Source organism: Pseudomonas sp. GM21, from assembly GCF_000282215.1.
Taxonomy (GTDB): Bacteria; Pseudomonadota; Gammaproteobacteria; order Pseudomonadales; family Pseudomonadaceae; genus Aquipseudomonas.
The window spans coordinates 1-16,095 of sequence record NZ_AKJS01000088.1 but is presented as its reverse complement, the minus strand read 5'-3'; the positions used below and the strand labels follow the sequence as shown (position 1 = coordinate 16,095).

Here is a 16,095-nt window from a genome sequence, read left to right as displayed (position 1 = left end):
CCTTGTGGGAGTGAGCCGGCTCCGGGCGGCGTTCCGACGATTGCATTATCACTGCCACCGATATTCCTGCTGCTTGCACATATCCCGAGCTACCATCTCCCGCAAACTATAAAAGCTCACGGAAGACTCACCCATGACCACTCCCGCCTTCGACTTGCGCCCGTTAATGGTTGCCAACATGGCCTGCTCCATGTCGATGATGGCGTTTGTCTCGCTGATCGGCCCGATTGCCCGGGTGTTGGGCCTTGCCACGTGGCAGGCCGGTGCGGCGGTGACGGTGTCCGGGGTCATCTGGATGCTGCTCGCCCGGCCTTGGGGCCAGGCCAGTGACCGTTATGGCCGGCGACGCATCCTGTTGATCGCCACCGCGGGTTTCACCCTCGCCTATTGGGCCTTGTGCCTGTTCATCGACGTGTCCTTGCGACTTCTGCCGTCGGCGCTGCTGGGGTTCATCGGCTTGATGATCGGGCGTGGATTGATCGGCGTGTTCTACGCCGCCATCCCGGTGGGTGGCAACGCACTGATCGCCGACAACATCGAACCGCAGCACCGTGCCAAAGCCATGGCGGCATTGGGTGCCGCCAATGCGTGTGGCCTGGTGATCGGGCCGGCCATCGCCGCGTTACTGTCGCGTTTCAGCTTAAGCCTGCCGTTTTACGCCATGGCCGTGCTGCCATTGCTGGCCTTTGTGGTGTTGCGCTTCAAGCTCAAGGGCCAGGAACTGCACCTGCGGCAAGCACCGCGCAAGGTGCGCCTGAACGACCCACGTCTGCGCCGGCCCATGGCGGTCGCGTTTGTGGCGATGCTGTGTGTATCAATTGCGCAAATCACCGTCGGTTTCTTTGCCCTCGACCGGCTCGGCATGAACCCGGCCGACGCCGCGCAAACGGCGGGCATTGCCTTGACCATGGTCGGTTTCGCCTTGATCTGCTCGCAACTGGTGGTGCGCCGGCTCGAATGGCCGCCGCTGCGCTTGATCCGCGCCGGCGCGGTGGTGGCGTCCGTGGGATTTGCCGGCAGCATCCTCGCCAATACTGCGTGGGGCTTGTGGCTGTGCTTCTTCGTTTCAGCGGGCGGAATGGGGCTGATTTTCCCCTCTTTCGCCGCACTGGCCGCCAATGCCGTGGACGCCTCCGAGCAAGGCGCCACCGCCGGCTCCATCGGTGCCGCGCAAGGGTTTGGCGTCGTCATCGGGCCGTTGGCGGCCACGCTGATCTATGACCTGGAACCACGCTTGCCCTATCTGGTGGCCGCCGCGCTATTGCTGCTAGTGGCCCTGTGGCCAAACCCCCCGGCAGCGTCAAGCATTACAGAATCCGATAGAGCAGCCGCTCAATCCGCACACGACTGACGCGCGTGAGGAACTTGGCCACCGCTGGCGGGTAATCCAGCAGCGTTTCCAGCTCCTGATAACGCTCGATGCGGCTGGTGTTCTGAAAAATCTCTACCAGCTCGGCGTTGCGTTGCTCAAGCAGTTCGCCTTTCGGGTCATCGATCAGTAGCGCGTTTTCCAGGTCAAGACGGAATGCCCGAGGGTTGAGGTTGTTGCCGGTCAGCAAGGTATAGCGCTGGTCGATCCACATGCCCTTGAGGTGATAGGTGTTGTCGCCATCACGCCACAAATGCAGGTTCAGTTTGCCGCTGTCGATGCTGTGCTGATGCTTTTTGGCAAAGCGTCGCAGGCTGATCTCGTAGAGGTAAGGCAGCGCTGCGATCACCTTGAACGGTTCGCTCGGCGGGATGTAGAAATCGTTGGCGGTCTTGTCGCCGACTACAATGTCGACCTTGACCCCTCGCCCTAGCGCCCGGTTGATTTCCCGGGTCACGGCCAGTGGCAGGTTGAAGTACGGTGTGCAGATCGTCAGTTGGTGCCGGGTGCTGGCGATCAACTCGCAAATCACCCTGTTCAATGGGTTGTTCTTGCCGACACCGAGCAACGGGCTGACTGACAGATCGGACTTCAGCGTGCTGCCCGCCGTGGTGTCATAGGCCGCGTGCTTGAGACGGCTGCGCAAATCGCCGATGTCATGGCGCAGGCTGCGGGTGGTCGGCAGGTTCGGCAAATCGAGGCGGTGTACGGCTTTGGACTCAAGGAAACCGTGCTGTATCAGGTGCTGCATCGAATTGGCCAGCGCCTGGTTCTGCAGTACGTGGTATCGGTCGAAGCGGTATTTGTCGAACTTGTGCAGGTAAACATTGTTCAGGCTCGCGCCGCTGTAAATCACGCAATCATCGATCACAAAGCCCTTCAGATGCAGCACGCCGAACAGTTCGCGCGTCTGCACCGGTACGCCATACACCGGCACTTCACTGGCGTGGGTGCGGGTCGCTTCCTGATACCACGCCGAGTTGCCCGGTTGCTTGCCGGCACCAATCAAGCCGCGCTGGGCGCGCAGCCAGTCGACCACCACGACCACGTCCAGCTGCGGACGCGCCAATTTGGCGGCGTGCAAGGCATCGAGAATTTCCTGGCCGGCTTCATCCTGTTGCAGGTACAGCGCAACGATATAGATGCGGTGCGTGGCCTGGGCGATCTTCTCCAGCAGGCAACGACGAAACTCGGCGGCACCGGAAAGGATCGTGACGGCATCGGCGGTCAGCGGAAAACTGCGCAGTTTGGGCAGCAGAGAGCGTTTGAAAAGCGACGGCATAGGGCTCGCAGTGGGTCGAATCCGAAGAATTCATGAGCTTACACCATGGATGGGTTTGGGTCTTGTTACCGCATTGGTATACCTGTCTCCTGCTCGCGATGGCGGCATGACAGGCGAAGAAAACTTCTGCTGACCAAGGACAACGAACGTTCTACTGTTTTGCAACACGAACAAAATGACCCGCTACGTGTTTGAACTGTACTTTTACTGGGAGACTTTACATGTCTAACGCTGAAGTTCGTCCGCCATTGCCCCCCTTCACCCGCGAATCTGCCATCGAAAAAGTTCGCCTGGCCGAAGACGGCTGGAACTCTCGCGACCCCGAGCGAGTGTCGCTGGCTTATACACTGGATACCCGATGGCGTAACCGCGCCGAATTCGCAAACAACCGCGAAGAAGCCAAAGCGTTCCTGACCCGCAAATGGGCCAAGGAACTGGATTACCGCTTGATCAAGGAACTCTGGGCCTTCACCGGCAACCGCATCGCCGTGCGTTATGCCTATGAATGGCACGACGACTCGGGCAACTGGTTCCGTTCCTACGGCAACGAAAACTGGGAGTTCGACGAGAACGGACTGATGGCCAATCGGTTTGCCAGCATCAACGACCTGCCGATCAAGGAAAGCGAGCGCAAGTACCACTGGCCGCTGGGGCGTCGCCCGGATGATCACCCGGGGCTGTCCGACCTCGGTCTCTAATATTCACCTAAATCCAAAATGTGGGAGCCAGCCTGCTGGCGATGGCGGTGTAACAGTCACTGGATGTATCGACTGATACTCAGCCATCGCGAGCAGGCTCGCTCCCACAGGGGGCTTATGTTCGACGCACATCCAATGTGGGAGCCTGCTGGCGATGAGGCCAGACGGGTCGCCGCAAAGTCTGGATCTAGGTAAGATACCGACCCTTCCCCGCAGCCCTGTCCTGCACCCCGCCGAATAAGCCGATTCCATGCCTTTCGAACTCAGTGTTGACCTCACCACCCTGGCCATTCTGGCCGTTGTTGCCTTCATTGCCGGTTTCATCGACGCGATTGCCGGTGGCGGCGGTCTGCTGACCACCCCGGCCCTGCTCACCGCCGGCTTGCCGCCGCACCTGGTACTGGGCACCAACAAGTTGAGTTCGACGTTCGGCTCGGCCACCGCCAGTTTCACCTTCTACCGTCGCAAGCTATTTCATCCCCGCCAGTGGATGCACGCCATCGTTGGCACACTGGTCGGCGCATTGACCGGCGCGGTGGTCGCGCATTATTTGCCGGCCGAGTGGCTGAATAAAATGCTTCCGGTGATCGTCTTCGCCTGCGGCCTGTACCTGTTGTTCGGCGGCACGCCCAAGGCACCACTGGACAGCGATGCGCCGATCAAGAAAAAGTGGCAATCGACCCAGGGCTTCAGCCTCGGTTTCTACGACGGCGTGGCCGGCCCCGGCACGGGCGCGTTCTGGACCGTCAGCACGTTGCTGATGTACCCCATCGACCTGGTGAAGGCCAGCGGCGTGGCACGCAGCATGAACTTCGTCAGCAACATTGCGGCGCTGTCGGTGTTTGTATTTTCCGGGCAGGTGGACTGGATCATCGGCCTGAGCATGGGCCTGTCGGTGATGGTCGGCGCTTTCTTTGGCGCACGCACCGCCATCAGTGGCGGTGCGAAGTTCATTCGACCGGTATTCATCACCGTGGTGCTGGGCTTGACCGTGCGGTTAGCCTGGCAGCACTGGTTCAGCGTGGCCTAAGCGCCGCGCCACATAGACGTCGATCAGGTAACGGGCAATCGAGCGTGACGCCGGCAACGGCGGCAGCGCATGAACGCTGAACCACTGGGCGTCTTCGATTTCGTCTTCCTGACAGACAATCTCGCCACCGGCGTACTCGGCATGGAAGCCGAGCATCATTGAGTGCGGGAACGGCCAGCACTGGCTGCCCAGGTACTGGATGTTCCTGACCTCGATCTGCACCTCCTCGCGAACCTCGCGAATCAGGCAATCCTCGGCCGACTCTCCCGGCTCGGCAAACCCTGCCAATGTGCTGTAGACCCCACTGACGAAACGGGGCGAACGGGCCAGCAGGATCTCATCGCCACGGGTGACCAGCACGATCATGCTCGGCGAAATCCGTGGGTAATAGCGCAAATTACACGGCTCGCAGTACATCGCCCGCTCGCGTGGAATCTGCGTTGCCGCCTGACCACAGTTGCCACAAAAGCGATGCTCTCGGTACCAGGTGCCAATTTGCGCGGCATAGCCGAGCACCTTGTACACCGTGTGATCGCCCTCAAGCATGAACGCCCGCAGACCTTTCCAATTGCAACCAGGCACTTCACCGGGACTGCGCAGCTCCAGCAGATACACCGGCTCACCATCAAGGTGACCGATGCCGTGCTCGGCGAGAATCGGCAGATCCTGACGCTTGAGCCACTCACGCGGGAACAGCGCGCCATTGTCATCGAACAGGAAGCCGTCCGGGCTGCGGGCCACGGCCCAACCCCCAGGTTGATCGGTGTCCAGTACTGCGGTGGTCCAGCGTGAAGTCATGTTTAATCAGTCCAGAAATTCGGGTTTCTGTTTGCTCATATGGGCGGCCATGGCCACGCGCAAGTCAGTGGATTGCAGCATGGCGGCGTTCCAGGTGGCGACGTATTCGAGGCCGTCGTCGATGCGATGGTCGCGCATGTAGCTGATCATTTCTTTGGTGCCGGTAACCGCAATCGGCGATTTGCTGGCGATTTCGCGGGCAATCCCCATGACGCCATCCAGCAGGCTCGCGCTGTCGCTGTAGACGCGATTGACCAGGCCGATGTTGCGCGCTTCGTCGGCGCCAAACGTGCGACCAGTGTAAGCCAGTTCACGCAGCATGCCGTCACCGACGATGCGCGGCAAGCGTTGCAACGTGCCGACATCGGCGGCCATGCCGATGTCGATTTCCTTGATCGAGAATTGCGCGTTTTCGGCGGCGTAACGCATGTCGCAGGCGGCAATCAGGTCGATGGCACCGCCGAGGCAATAACCCTGAATCGCCGCCAGCACCGGTTTGCGGCAATTGTCGACAGCATTGAAGGACGCTTGCAGGGCGAGGATCTTGCGGCGCAGCAGGCGCGCGTTGCGACCGACATCCTTGCCCAGTTCATTGGCCACACCGGCCAGCATCATCAGGTCGATGCCGGAGGAGAAATGCTTGCCGGCACCACTGAGGACCACGACGCGAGCTTCATCGGTGTCGTCGATCCACTGGAAAATCTCAATGATCTCGCTCCAGAACGCGGCGTTCATCGAGTTGATCTTTTCCGGACGGTTTATCTGCACATGGGCGATGTTGTCGGTGAGTTCGACGGTGAACGCGGTGTACTGAGACATGGCAGTGATCCTTTTACCGGGCAAAAAATGAGGCCCGGACTATAACAAGGCATGGGTGGGGGGAGTAAGGCAGTGGTTCGGCCAAAAACGGGACTGGCTTTTTTTGAATTTCCAACAGAGCACAAGGTTTGTACTTTCTTTGAAAAGTTCCCCAGAAAGAAATGAATAATTGTGCACGCTGCGGTGTTCTTATTTCATGACCCAAAACGATCGTGGTTTTAACCGAAACCCGCAACCCTTGGAGCCTGGCCCATGAACGTGCGTTTTGCTGTTTTCACCGCCCCGCTGCTGCTTGCCGGTTGTCTGGCGGCAGCACTGAGCAGCTCGCTGGCCCAGGCCAATGGCGACGATGATGCACCCGCCAAACCCAGCTGCCCCAAAGGCCAGGTCTTCGATTCCAGATCGCAGAAATGCCTCAAGCAAAGCAATAGCCTGGTGCCCGACGAAGACCGTATCAATTATGCCTATCGCCTGGCGAAGGACGATCGCTACGAAGAAGCCTTGGCCCTGCTCGATACGCTAAAGCAGCCGAACACGGCCAAAGCTTTAAACTATCGCGGTTACGCCACGCGTAAGCTGGGGCGTACCGACGAAGGCATTGGTTATTACCTGCAATCGGTCAAACTCGACCCGCAGTATGCGCAAGTGCGCGAATACCTCGGTGAAGCGTATGTGATCAAAGGCAGACTGGACCTGGCGCAAGAACAGTTGCAGCACATCAAATCGATCTGCGGCAGCACCTGCGAGGAATACCGGGACCTGGCCGAAGCCATTAACGACTCATCGAAAACCTGACACCTGTACAGACGGAGGTCGCCATCGCCAGCGATCAAACAATCAGGGCCGAACTGGGCCAGCATTTAGCGCGTTTGTGGCGTTACGGCTTGTTGTTGTCCCGGCAACGGCATGTGGCCGAAGACCTGGTGCAGGCGACCTGCGTGCGGGCGCTTGAACGTGCAGGCCAGTTTGTTCCCGGCACGCGCATGGACCGCTGGCTGCTGAGCATACTGCACTCGATCTGGCTCAATGAGGTGCGTGCGCGGCGGGTGCGCCAGGGTCAGGGATTGGTGGATGGCGACAGTCAGTTGTCGTTTGACGGCGAACACGCGGCGCAAACCCACGTGCTGGCGGCTCAAGTGATCCGGCGTGTCGACGCGTTGCCCGAAGCCCAACGCGAAACGGTGTATCTGGCGTACGTCGAAGGTTTGTCGTACCGCGAAGTCGCCGAAGTACTGCAAGTGCCCATGGGCACGGTCATGAGCCGGCTGGCCGCTGCCCGGGTAAAACTGGCCGAATACCCACCGCTGCATGCTGTACCGAACCCTTTCACGGGAGAACGTCGATGAACGATCGCGCCACACCCTCAGACGAGCAACTGGTGGCCTATCTCGACGACCAACTCGATGCCGAACAACGCACCCGCATCGACACGGCCATCGCCGAAGACTCGACGCTAAACCTGCGCCTGCAATGGCTGGCCCGCAGCAACCTGCCGTTCAAAGAGGCTTATGCCGAAATGGGCCAACAGGCGCCCCTGGACCGATTGCAGTTCATGCTCGCCACCTTGCCTTCCCCCGAACGACCATCAATGAATCGCCGCTGGTTTCTCGCGGCCGCGGCCACTTTGGTGGTCGGCAGCGTGGTGGCGGACCGTTTGTTCCTCGGTTGGCAATCGAGTCAGCAAAAACCCAACTGGCGTGGGTTAGTCGCGGATTACATGTCGCTCTACGTGCCAGAAACCCTGGAGCACCTGCCCAGCGATGAAGCCAGCCAACGGGCCCAACTGCGGGTTATCGATGCGCGCCTGGGCCTGAACCTTGCGTCTGCACAGCTGACTTTGCCCCGCTCCGAATTCAAGCGTGCGCAAATCCTCGAATACGATGGCGTACCGATTGCCCAGATCACCTACCTCGACCCGGCGCATGGCCCGATGGCCCTGTGCGTCACGCGCTCCAACAGCGGCAGTCGACATTTCGCCCATGAGCGTCGGCACGGAATGAATGTTGTCTACTGGGCCGACATGGAGCATGCGTGGATGTTGATCGGACATAACCCTGTGGCAGAGCTCGAAGGCATGGCGAAATTGATACGAACCCGGGTTAGCACCTAGCTCTGTAGCAGCTGCCGAGCCCGCGAGGCTGCGTTCGAGGACGCAGTCCTCGTAAAATCAGGCAACCGGTTCTTTCAGAAAAACCACGCCCTCCGAACATGCGAGGACTGCGTCCTCGAACGCAGCCTCGCAGGCTCGGCAGCTGCTACAAAGAACGTGTCAGGTTTGGGTGGGCAGCCACAAACGGAACCGTGCACCGCCCAGCGGTGACGTTTCGACAGTCAGCGTGCCGCCTTGTGCTTCCAGCGCCCGACGACTGATCGCCAGTCCGAGGCCAAAACCACCCGTTGCCCGATCCCGACTGCGATCCAGCCGATAAAACGGCTCGAAAATCCGTTCCCGTTCGTCATCCGGAATACCGATCCCATCGTCATCCACCCAGATCTCACAGCCCTTCGCGGACACTTGCACGCTAATCTGAATGCACTTTTCGCAGTAGCGCATGGCATTACGCAACAAGTTCTGAATCGCGCGGGCGGTCAGACGCGGGTCAAGCGTGAAGCGTTCGAGTTGGCCGTGAAGCCGCACATCCATGACGATGTGCGGCGATTCCAGCTCTTCATCAACGCTCCCCAGAATGCTGTCGATAAACTCATCCAGCGCCACTTCAACCTGCTCCGGCGACTGAGCCGGGTTTTGCAAGCGGCTGTAGGACAGCAACTCCAGGACCAACTCATCGAGTTCGCGGATGTGTGCGACCAACGCTTGCAAGCGCTCGCGACTGCCTGCGGGCAAATCGTCGGAGAGTGCCAGGGCCAGGCCGAAGTCCAGGCGGGTCAGCGGTGTGCGCAGTTCGTGGGACACCGCGTTGAGCAAGTCGCGCTGCTGGTTCAGCAGGTTTTCGATGTCGCCGGCCATGGTGTCGAAGACGTTGGCCAGGCTGCCGATGTTGGAATGTCGGGAAATCTGCGTGCGCTCGCTCAGATAACCTTTGCCGAAACGCTCGGCGGTACCTTTAAGGCGTTCCAGATCGCGCCAGTGCGGGCGCAGCCACAGCAGCAGACACGCGAGCATGGTCGCACCGATCAACACGTTGATGCTCCAGTACAGCAGGCTGACGTCCATCGGGTCCGGTGGCACGATCATTTTCACCACGGCTTGCTCATTGAGCGGTGCTACGGCCAAGGTGCGCCAACCCCAGTCGCCGATGCGCACCACGTTCTCGCCGCGCTGCAGGCTTTCGCGCTCGAACAGGGTGAAATCAGGATCGTCGTTGCGCGTCAACACGATGTGCAGCGGGGCGAACTCCTTGTCCATTTCAACCGCCATTGCCGGCCATTGTGCTTCGGGCACGGCGTGGAATTGCTTGACGATCAGGGTTTGCAAGCCGCGTGAATAATCAAGGTTGTAGGTGACAAAGCGCTCGTGGAAGACCCTGACCACCAGGTCTGGCACCAGGTAAATCGCCGCGCTGAACGAGACGATGGTCACCAGGTACAGGCGAAACAGAATTCTGAACATCGTCTCAGCATTCCCACTCGGAACGGCTGAACAGATAACCCTTGCCCCATACGGTCTTGATCTTGCGCGCCTCGCCCGCATTGTCGTCGAACTTACGCCGCAGCTTGGAAATCGCTACGTCCACCGAGCGGTCGGTGCCGTTGAATTCGATGCCGCGCAGGCGTTGCAGGATCTGGTCGCGGCTCAGCACTTCACCGGCATGTCGAGCCAACACCACGAGCAGGTTGTATTCACCGCTGGACAGTTCGACCAATTGCTCGCGCCAGGTCACGGTGCGTTCGGACAAGTCGATGCACAGGTTGCCCATAACAATGCGGTCGTTGACGGTCTGCGGCTCGCCAAGACTGCTGCGGCGCAATAGCGTGCGAACGCGGGCCAGCAAAACCCGGGGCTCGCAGGGCTTGGTGACGTAATCATCGGCGCCCATTTCCAGGCCCAGGACTTGATCGTGGCTGTCGTCACGGGCGGTGAGCATCAGGATCGGCAGCGTGGCCGAATCGGCCCGCAGCAAGCGGCAGACTTGCAATCCGTCGAGGCCCGGCAGCATCAGGTCGAGGATCACCAGGTCCGGCGGATTGACCCGCGCGCGTTCGCGCACGTGGTCGCCACGGCTGATCACGCTGACCGAATAGCCATTGCGTTCCAGGTAGCTGGCGATCAGTTCGGAGAGCGCGGTGTCGTCTTCGACCAGGAGGATGTTGGGCATGGGTGCTTCCAGAAAGTGCAGTGGCGACCGATAGATCGCTTTCGCGAGCAGGCTTGCTCCCACAGTGGCCGGTGGTGTTCACAAAATCTGTGCTCACACCAAACTACTGTGGGAGCGAGCCTGCTCGCGAAAGCGGCCTGACCGTCGCAAAAAGTTTCAAGCTGCAAAGGATATACGCCCTCACCCCCGCCTGAGTAAAACCCTTACACAATTTCACACAGCACCAACAAAGCTTCACCGCTACCCTCGTCGGCTCCCCGTAGGATGCGGGGGGTCAATATTGGGGTGTTTCCATGTCAAAGAATCTACTTGCCGCGCTTGGCCTGCTTGCACTGGCGCTGACGCTGAGCGCCTGTGACAAGTCCTCCCACGCCGAAGAACAGCCACCTCCGGCCACCGTGCGCATCGAAACCATCGAAGCACGGCCACTGTCGATCACCAGCGAACTGAGCGGGCGGATTGCCGCGCCCCGGATGGCTGAAGTCCGAGCCCGTGTCGCGGGTGTCGTGTTGCAACGCACCTTCAATGAAGGCAGCGATGTGAAAAAAGGCGACGTACTGTTCCGTATCGATCCGGCCCCGTTCAAGGCCGACCTGGACAGCGCCGCAGCCGCGTTGCGCAAGGCCGAGGCCAATGCGTTCCAGGCGTGGCTGCAAGAACAGCGTTATGCCCGGTTGATCGAAGGCAACGCCATCAGCGGCCAGGATTACGACAATGCCCGGGCCAACGTGCGGCAAACCGCAGCCGACGTCGCCGCCAGCAAAGCGGCCGTGGAGCGAGCGAAATTGAATCTCGGTTACGCCACGGTCACCGCGCCGATTTCCGGCCGCATCGGCCGCGCACTGGTCACCGAAGGTGCGCTGGTCGGCCAGAACGAAACCACGCCACTGGCGCTGATTCAACAGCTGGACCCCATCCATGCCGACCTCACCCAATCGACCCGCGAACTCAACGACCTGCGCCGGGCCTTCCGCTCCGGCCACTTGCAGCAAGTCGGTCAGGGTCAAGCCAGAGCAACGTTGATCCAGGATGACGGCAGCCTCTATCCACTACCGGGCAAGCTGCTGTTCACCGACATTACCGTGGATCCGGGCACTGGCCAGATCGTCCTGCGCAGCGAATTCCCCAACCCGGACCTCGACCTGCTACCCGGCAGTTTCGTCCGTGTACGCCTGGAACAAGCGGTCAACCAGCAAGGCATCAGCGTGCCGCAACGGGCGATCCAGCGTGACAGCGCTGGCATTGCGCAAGTGTTGCTACTCGACGCCGATGAGCGCGTTGGCCTGCAACCAGTGGAACTGGGCGCGGTGCAGGATGATCGCTGGATCGTCACCGGTGGCCTCAAGCCTGGCGACCGCATTGTCATCGAAGGCCTGCAACACGCGCGCCCCGGTGAGCAGGTCCAGATCGACAGTACCCCTCTTCCACTTGCCCAGGTTTCTGGTCAGTAAGCAGGACGCTTTTTTATGCCGCAGTTCTTTATTGATCGCCCGGTATTTGCCTGGGTGGTTGCCTTGTTCATCCTGCTGGCGGGTGCTTTGGCCATTCCGCAGTTGCCGGTGGCGCAGTACCCCGACGTCGCCCCGCCGCAAATCGAAATTTACGCCGTGTACCCGGGCGCTTCGGCGCAGACCGTGGACGAGAGCGTGGTCAGCCTGATCGAGGAAGAACTCAACGGCGCCGATCATTTGCTGTACTTCGAGTCGCAAAGCAGCCTTGGCAGCGCCACCATCAAGGCCACGTTTCAACCGGGCACTGACCCGGAATTGGCCCAGGTCGATGTGCAAAACCGCCTCAAGGTGGTCGAGTCACGGTTGCCGCAAGCAGTCATTCAGCAAGGCCTGCAAGTCGAAAAAGTCTCCGCGGGTTTCCTGCTGCTCGTCACCCTGACTTCCAGCGACGGCAAGCTCGACGACGTAGCGCTCAGCGATTACCTGGCACGCAACGTGATGAACGAGATCAAACGCCTGGACGGCGTCGGCAAGGCGCAGTTATATGGCGCCGAACGGGCTATGCGCATCTGGATCGACCCGCAGAAGCTGATCGGATTCAACCTGACCCCGGCCGACGTCAACGCCGCCATCGTCGCGCAAAACGCTCAGGTGTCCGCCGGCAGCATCGGCGATCTGCCGACCCGTACCACCCAGGAAATCACCGCGACCATTTTGGTGAAGGGCCAGTTGTCAACGCCGCAAGAATTTGCCGACATCGTTCTCAAGGCCAGCCCCGATGGCGCTACCGCGCGCATCGGCGATGTCGCGCGGGTCGAAATAGGCAGCCAGGAATACAACTTCTCTACCCGCCTGAACGGCAAACCGTCGACGGCTGTCAGCGTACAACTGGCACCGGGTGCCAATGCCCTGAGCACCGCCACGCTGGTGCGCGCGAAGATGGACGAACTGTCGCGCTACTTCCCGGCCGGCGTGGAATACAAAATCCCTTACGACACCTCGCCCTTCGTCAAGGTCTCGATCACCAAGGTTGTTTACACCCTTGGCGAGGCGATGCTGCTGGTATTTGCAGTGATGTTCCTGTTCCTGCAAAACATCCGCTACACGCTGATCCCTACACTGGTGGTTCCGGTGGCGCTGATGGGCACCTTTGCGACCATGTTGGCGCTGGGCTTTTCGATCAACGTGCTGACCATGTTCGGTATGGTGCTGGCCATCGGTATTCTGGTGGACGATGCCATTGTCGTGGTGGAGAACGTCGAGCGAATCATGGCCACCGAAGGGCTGTCGCCCAAGGAGGCGACGCGCAAGGCCATGAAGCAGATCACCGGAGCGATCATCGGCATCACGCTGGTGCTGGTGGCGGTGTTTATTCCGATGGCGTTCATGCAGGGTTCGGTCGGAGTGATTTATCGGCAGTTCTCGTTGTCCATGGCCACCTCGATCCTGTTCTCGGCGTTCCTTGCGCTGACGTTGACCCCGGCGTTGTGCGCCACGCTGCTCAAACCGATTGCCAAGGGTGAGCACCACGAGAAAAGCGGTTTCTTCGGCTGGTTCAATCGCGGCTTTGACCGTTTGACCGAGCGTTATCAAGACTGGGTCGCCTATGCGCTGAAACGCAGCGGACGTTACCTGCTGATCTATGGCGTGCTGCTGATCGGACTGGCGGTGTGTTTCAGCCGCCTGCCCTCCTCGTTCCTGCCGGTCGAGGACCAGGGTTACACCATCACCGACATTCAACTGCCACCGGGTGCAAGCAAGAACCGCACGGTGCAGGTGGTTGAGCAGATTGAAGCGCACAACGCCACGGAACCGGGCATTGGCGACAGCACGATCATTCTCGGTTTCAGCTTTTCCGGCAGCGGGCAGAACGCCGCGCTGTCGTTTGCCACCCTCAAGGATTGGTCTGATCGCAGCAGTGACGATTCAGCCAGTTCGATTGCCGACCGGGCCAACATCGCGTTGAGTCAGATCAAGGACGCGGTGGTTTTCTCCGTTCTGCCACCTCCGGTTGACGGCCTCGGCACATCCAGCGGTTTCGAGTTCCGCTTGCAGGACCGAGGCGGTCTCGGCCATGCCACGCTAATGCAGGCACGCAGTGAACTGCTCGCCGCTGCCGAGAAAAGCCCGATCCTGATGAACGTGCGCGAAAGCGCCCTGGCCGAAGCGCCGCAAGTGCAATTGGTAGTCGACCGCAAACAAGCCAATGCGCTGGGTGTGTCCTTTGCCGACATCGGTAACGTGCTGTCCACCGCCGTCGGCTCGGCCTACATCAACGACTTCCCCAATCAGGGGCGCATGCAGCGGGTGGTGGTGCAGGCCGAAGGCGATCAACGCAGCCAGGTGGCCGACCTGTTGAAGATGCACGTGCGCAACAACGCCGAAAAAATGGTGCCCCTGTCGGCCTTTGTCCAGTCCAAATGGACCCAGGGCCCGGCGCAACTGACCCGCTACAACGGTTACCCGGCCATCGCCATTTCAGGTGAACCCTCACCGGGGCACAGCACCGGCGAAGCCATGGCTGAAATCGAGCGACTGGTCGCACTGGGCCCGGCGGGATTGGGCCAGGAGTGGACGGGGTTGTCGTTGCAGGAACGCTTGTCCGGCAGTCAGGCGCCGATTCTGCTCGGCTTGTCGCTGCTGATCGTGTTTTTGTGCCTGGCGGCGCTGTATGAGAGTTGGTCGATTCCGACCTCGGTGCTGCTGGTGGTGCCACTGGGTGTGCTCGGTGCGGTATTGGCCGTGACCCTTCGCGGAATGCCCAATGATGTGTTTTTCAAAGTCGGGCTGATCACCATTATTGGCCTGTCCGCGAAGAATGCGATCCTGATTATTGAATTCGCCAAGAGCCTGTACGACGAAGGCCATGACCTGATCGATGCAACGCTGCAAGCCGCGCGCTTGCGACTGCGACCGATTGTGATGACCTCGCTGGCGTTTATCCTCGGCGTGGTGCCGCTGGCAATGGCCACCGGGGCCAGCTCGGCGAGTCAGCAAGCGATTGGTACGGGGGTGATTGGCGGAATGATCACGGCAACAATGGCGGTGGTGTTTGTGCCGGTGTTTTTTGTGGTGGTAATGAAGTTGGTGCGCAAACGGCACAAGGACCTGTAACCCACCACACGGACTAACTGTGGGAGCGAGCCTGCTCGCGATAGCGGTCTTTCAGACAACATTATTGTGAGTCTGATGGCCTCATCGCGAGCAGGCTCGCTCCCACATGGGGTCGTGTTGCATTGACCTTTGTGGTCACAACCGACTGCACTGGGCTAAGGTATTTGCAAAGCCCTGACGCATCGAGCCTCCATGCCTTTCCTCGCCCGCACCCACCCTCGCCTGTCTGCCGCCACCGTCCTGGGCGTGGCGACAGCCATTCTGGTTCCTGCCGATACGGTCGTTGGTAAAATTCTTGTCGGCTGGAATGCCGGGGTCTGGACGTATCTGATCCTGATGCTGTGGCTCGCCGCCCGCTCCGAGGCGCCAGACGTGAAGCGCATCGCCGAGATCGAAGACGAAAACGCCGGGCTGGTCCTGTTTGTGGTGTGCATCGCAGCGCTTGCCAGCCTGGCCACCATCACCTACGAACTGGCTGGCAACACAGACCTGGACACCACCCGCAAATGGCTGCATTACGGTTTTACCGCACTAAGCGTCATCGGTTCGTGGCTACTGATCGGGGTGATTTTCAGCGTGCATTACGCCCGTTTGTTTTACACGTGGGATGGCAAAGGCTTGGCGCTACGCTTTCCGGAGGGCCTGGAAAACCCTGATTACTGGGACTTCCTGTACTTCTCCTTCACCCTCGGCGTTGCAGTGCAGACCTCGGATGTCAGCGTGGCGACGCCGGAGATGCGCAAGATTGTGCTGGCGCAGTCGTTAATCGGCTTTGTGTTCAATACAGCGATTCTCGGGTTTTCGATCAACATCGCTGCGGGGCTTTTCTGATGATTGATTTTGAAATGCGATAGCAGACCATTCCTTTAGACCTGTCATCTTTGACAGTTACGCAGCGATGGCGCTTGGCATCGGTTTGGGCAGGCAGGACACCTTTTCCTGCCGAATCCATTAGCCAAGGAGCAGCATCATGCCTACTACAAAACCTGATGCATCAAAACACTCTACAACCGGCACGTTTACAGCCAAAAGTGACGTCGATGGTGATTTCGTGGGTGACCCACTAGAAATGCAGTTGTACAAAGACAAAGACTTTTGGTATTTGGGTGCAACTCAACGGCTTGGCTCCCAGCCATACGAGTTCAAAGGAATTGATCTGTATGTGCCGGGCGACATTCCCGAGGACGGCCAAACCCGCACTTATGAAATGAAACCGTCAGATCTTGCGACTGCACGGTATCCCCCGGTGTCAGGATA

At 59.9% G+C, this 16,095-nt stretch carries 15 protein-coding genes; 10 read left to right on the top strand and 5 right to left on the bottom strand.

The window, feature by feature from the left end; translation table 11 throughout:
- Positions 1-133: 133 nt before the first annotated feature.
- On the top strand, positions 134-1,351 hold the full coding sequence (locus tag PMI22_RS14710; protein WP_007945937.1) for an MFS transporter: 1,218 nt from the start codon (positions 134-136) through the stop codon (positions 1,349-1,351).
- On the opposite strand, the gene pssA is transcribed toward PMI22_RS14710, so the two are convergent.
- Entirely contained in the window at positions 1,308-2,651 is a 1,344-nt protein-coding gene (gene pssA / locus PMI22_RS14715) for a CDP-diacylglycerol--serine O-phosphatidyltransferase (protein ID WP_007945936.1), read from the bottom strand. The two genes, PMI22_RS14710 and pssA, sit on opposite strands and share 44 nt — an antisense overlap.
- A gap of 221 nt (positions 2,652-2,872) precedes the next feature.
- Between pssA and PMI22_RS14720 the strand changes: the two genes are divergently transcribed.
- Together PMI22_RS14720 and PMI22_RS14725 are read left to right on the top strand one after the other, a co-directional pair.
- Positions 2,873-3,349: a nuclear transport factor 2 family protein gene (locus PMI22_RS14720; protein WP_007945935.1), complete on the top strand. Its 477-nt coding sequence runs from the start codon at positions 2,873-2,875 to the stop codon at positions 3,347-3,349.
- Between the two features lie 250 nt (positions 3,350-3,599).
- Positions 3,600-4,379, top strand: coding sequence for a TSUP family transporter (locus PMI22_RS14725; protein ID WP_007945934.1), 780 nt, complete (start codon positions 3,600-3,602; stop codon positions 4,377-4,379).
- Here the strand turns inward: PMI22_RS14725 and nudC are convergent.
- Positions 4,347-5,177, bottom strand: a complete 831-nt coding sequence (nudC, locus tag PMI22_RS14730; protein WP_007945933.1) for an NAD(+) diphosphatase — start codon at positions 5,175-5,177, stop codon at positions 4,347-4,349. The two genes, PMI22_RS14725 and nudC, sit on opposite strands and share 33 nt — an antisense overlap.
- A 6-nt stretch (positions 5,178-5,183) precedes the next feature.
- Positions 5,184-5,996, bottom strand: coding sequence for a crotonase/enoyl-CoA hydratase family protein (locus tag PMI22_RS14735; RefSeq protein ID WP_007945931.1), 813 nt, complete (start codon positions 5,994-5,996; stop codon positions 5,184-5,186).
- 252 nt (positions 5,997-6,248) lie between these two features.
- Here PMI22_RS14735 and PMI22_RS14740 point away from each other — a divergent pair, with 252 nt between their 5' ends.
- The 3 genes from PMI22_RS14740 to PMI22_RS14750 are packed head-to-tail and all read left to right on the top strand — an operon-like array spanning position 6,249 to position 8,106.
- On the top strand, positions 6,249-6,791 hold the full coding sequence (locus PMI22_RS14740; RefSeq protein WP_007945930.1) for a tetratricopeptide repeat protein: 543 nt from the start codon (positions 6,249-6,251) through the stop codon (positions 6,789-6,791).
- 53 nt (positions 6,792-6,844) lie between these two features.
- A complete protein-coding gene (locus PMI22_RS14745; RefSeq protein ID WP_081502788.1) occupies positions 6,845-7,342 on the top strand; it encodes an RNA polymerase sigma factor in 498 nt (165 codons plus the stop codon).
- Positions 7,339-8,106, top strand: a complete 768-nt coding sequence (locus tag PMI22_RS14750) for an anti-sigma factor family protein (RefSeq protein WP_007945927.1) — start codon at positions 7,339-7,341, stop codon at positions 8,104-8,106. The genes PMI22_RS14745 and PMI22_RS14750 overlap by 4 nt, the downstream gene beginning before the upstream one ends.
- Positions 8,107-8,265: 159 nt before the next feature.
- Here PMI22_RS14750 and PMI22_RS14755 read toward each other — a convergent pair whose 3' ends face one another.
- On the bottom strand, positions 8,266-9,567 hold the full coding sequence (locus PMI22_RS14755) for an ATP-binding protein (RefSeq protein WP_007945926.1): 1,302 nt from the start codon (positions 9,565-9,567) through the stop codon (positions 8,266-8,268).
- A gap of 4 nt (positions 9,568-9,571) precedes the next feature.
- Complete coding sequence (locus PMI22_RS14760) at positions 9,572-10,273, bottom strand: response regulator transcription factor (protein ID WP_007945925.1); 702 nt, start codon at positions 10,271-10,273, stop codon at positions 9,572-9,574.
- A 293-nt stretch (positions 10,274-10,566) separates the two neighbouring features.
- Between PMI22_RS14760 and PMI22_RS14765 the strand changes: the two genes are divergently transcribed.
- From PMI22_RS14765 to PMI22_RS14780, 4 genes are all read left to right on the top strand, one after another.
- Complete coding sequence (locus PMI22_RS14765; protein WP_007945923.1) at positions 10,567-11,724, top strand: efflux RND transporter periplasmic adaptor subunit; 1,158 nt, start codon at positions 10,567-10,569, stop codon at positions 11,722-11,724.
- 15 nt (positions 11,725-11,739) lie between these two features.
- Entirely contained in the window at positions 11,740-14,838 is a 3,099-nt protein-coding gene (locus tag PMI22_RS14770) for an efflux RND transporter permease subunit (protein WP_007945922.1), read from the top strand.
- A 192-nt stretch (positions 14,839-15,030) separates the two neighbouring features.
- Positions 15,031-15,669 carry a DUF1345 domain-containing protein gene (locus tag PMI22_RS14775; RefSeq protein ID WP_007945921.1) on the top strand — a complete coding sequence of 213 codons (639 nt, stop codon included), beginning with the start codon at positions 15,031-15,033 and terminating at the stop codon, positions 15,667-15,669.
- 139 nt (positions 15,670-15,808) lie between these two features.
- A partial coding sequence (locus tag PMI22_RS14780) for a hypothetical protein (RefSeq protein ID WP_007945920.1) occupies positions 15,809-16,095 on the top strand: 287 nt, incomplete at its 3' end.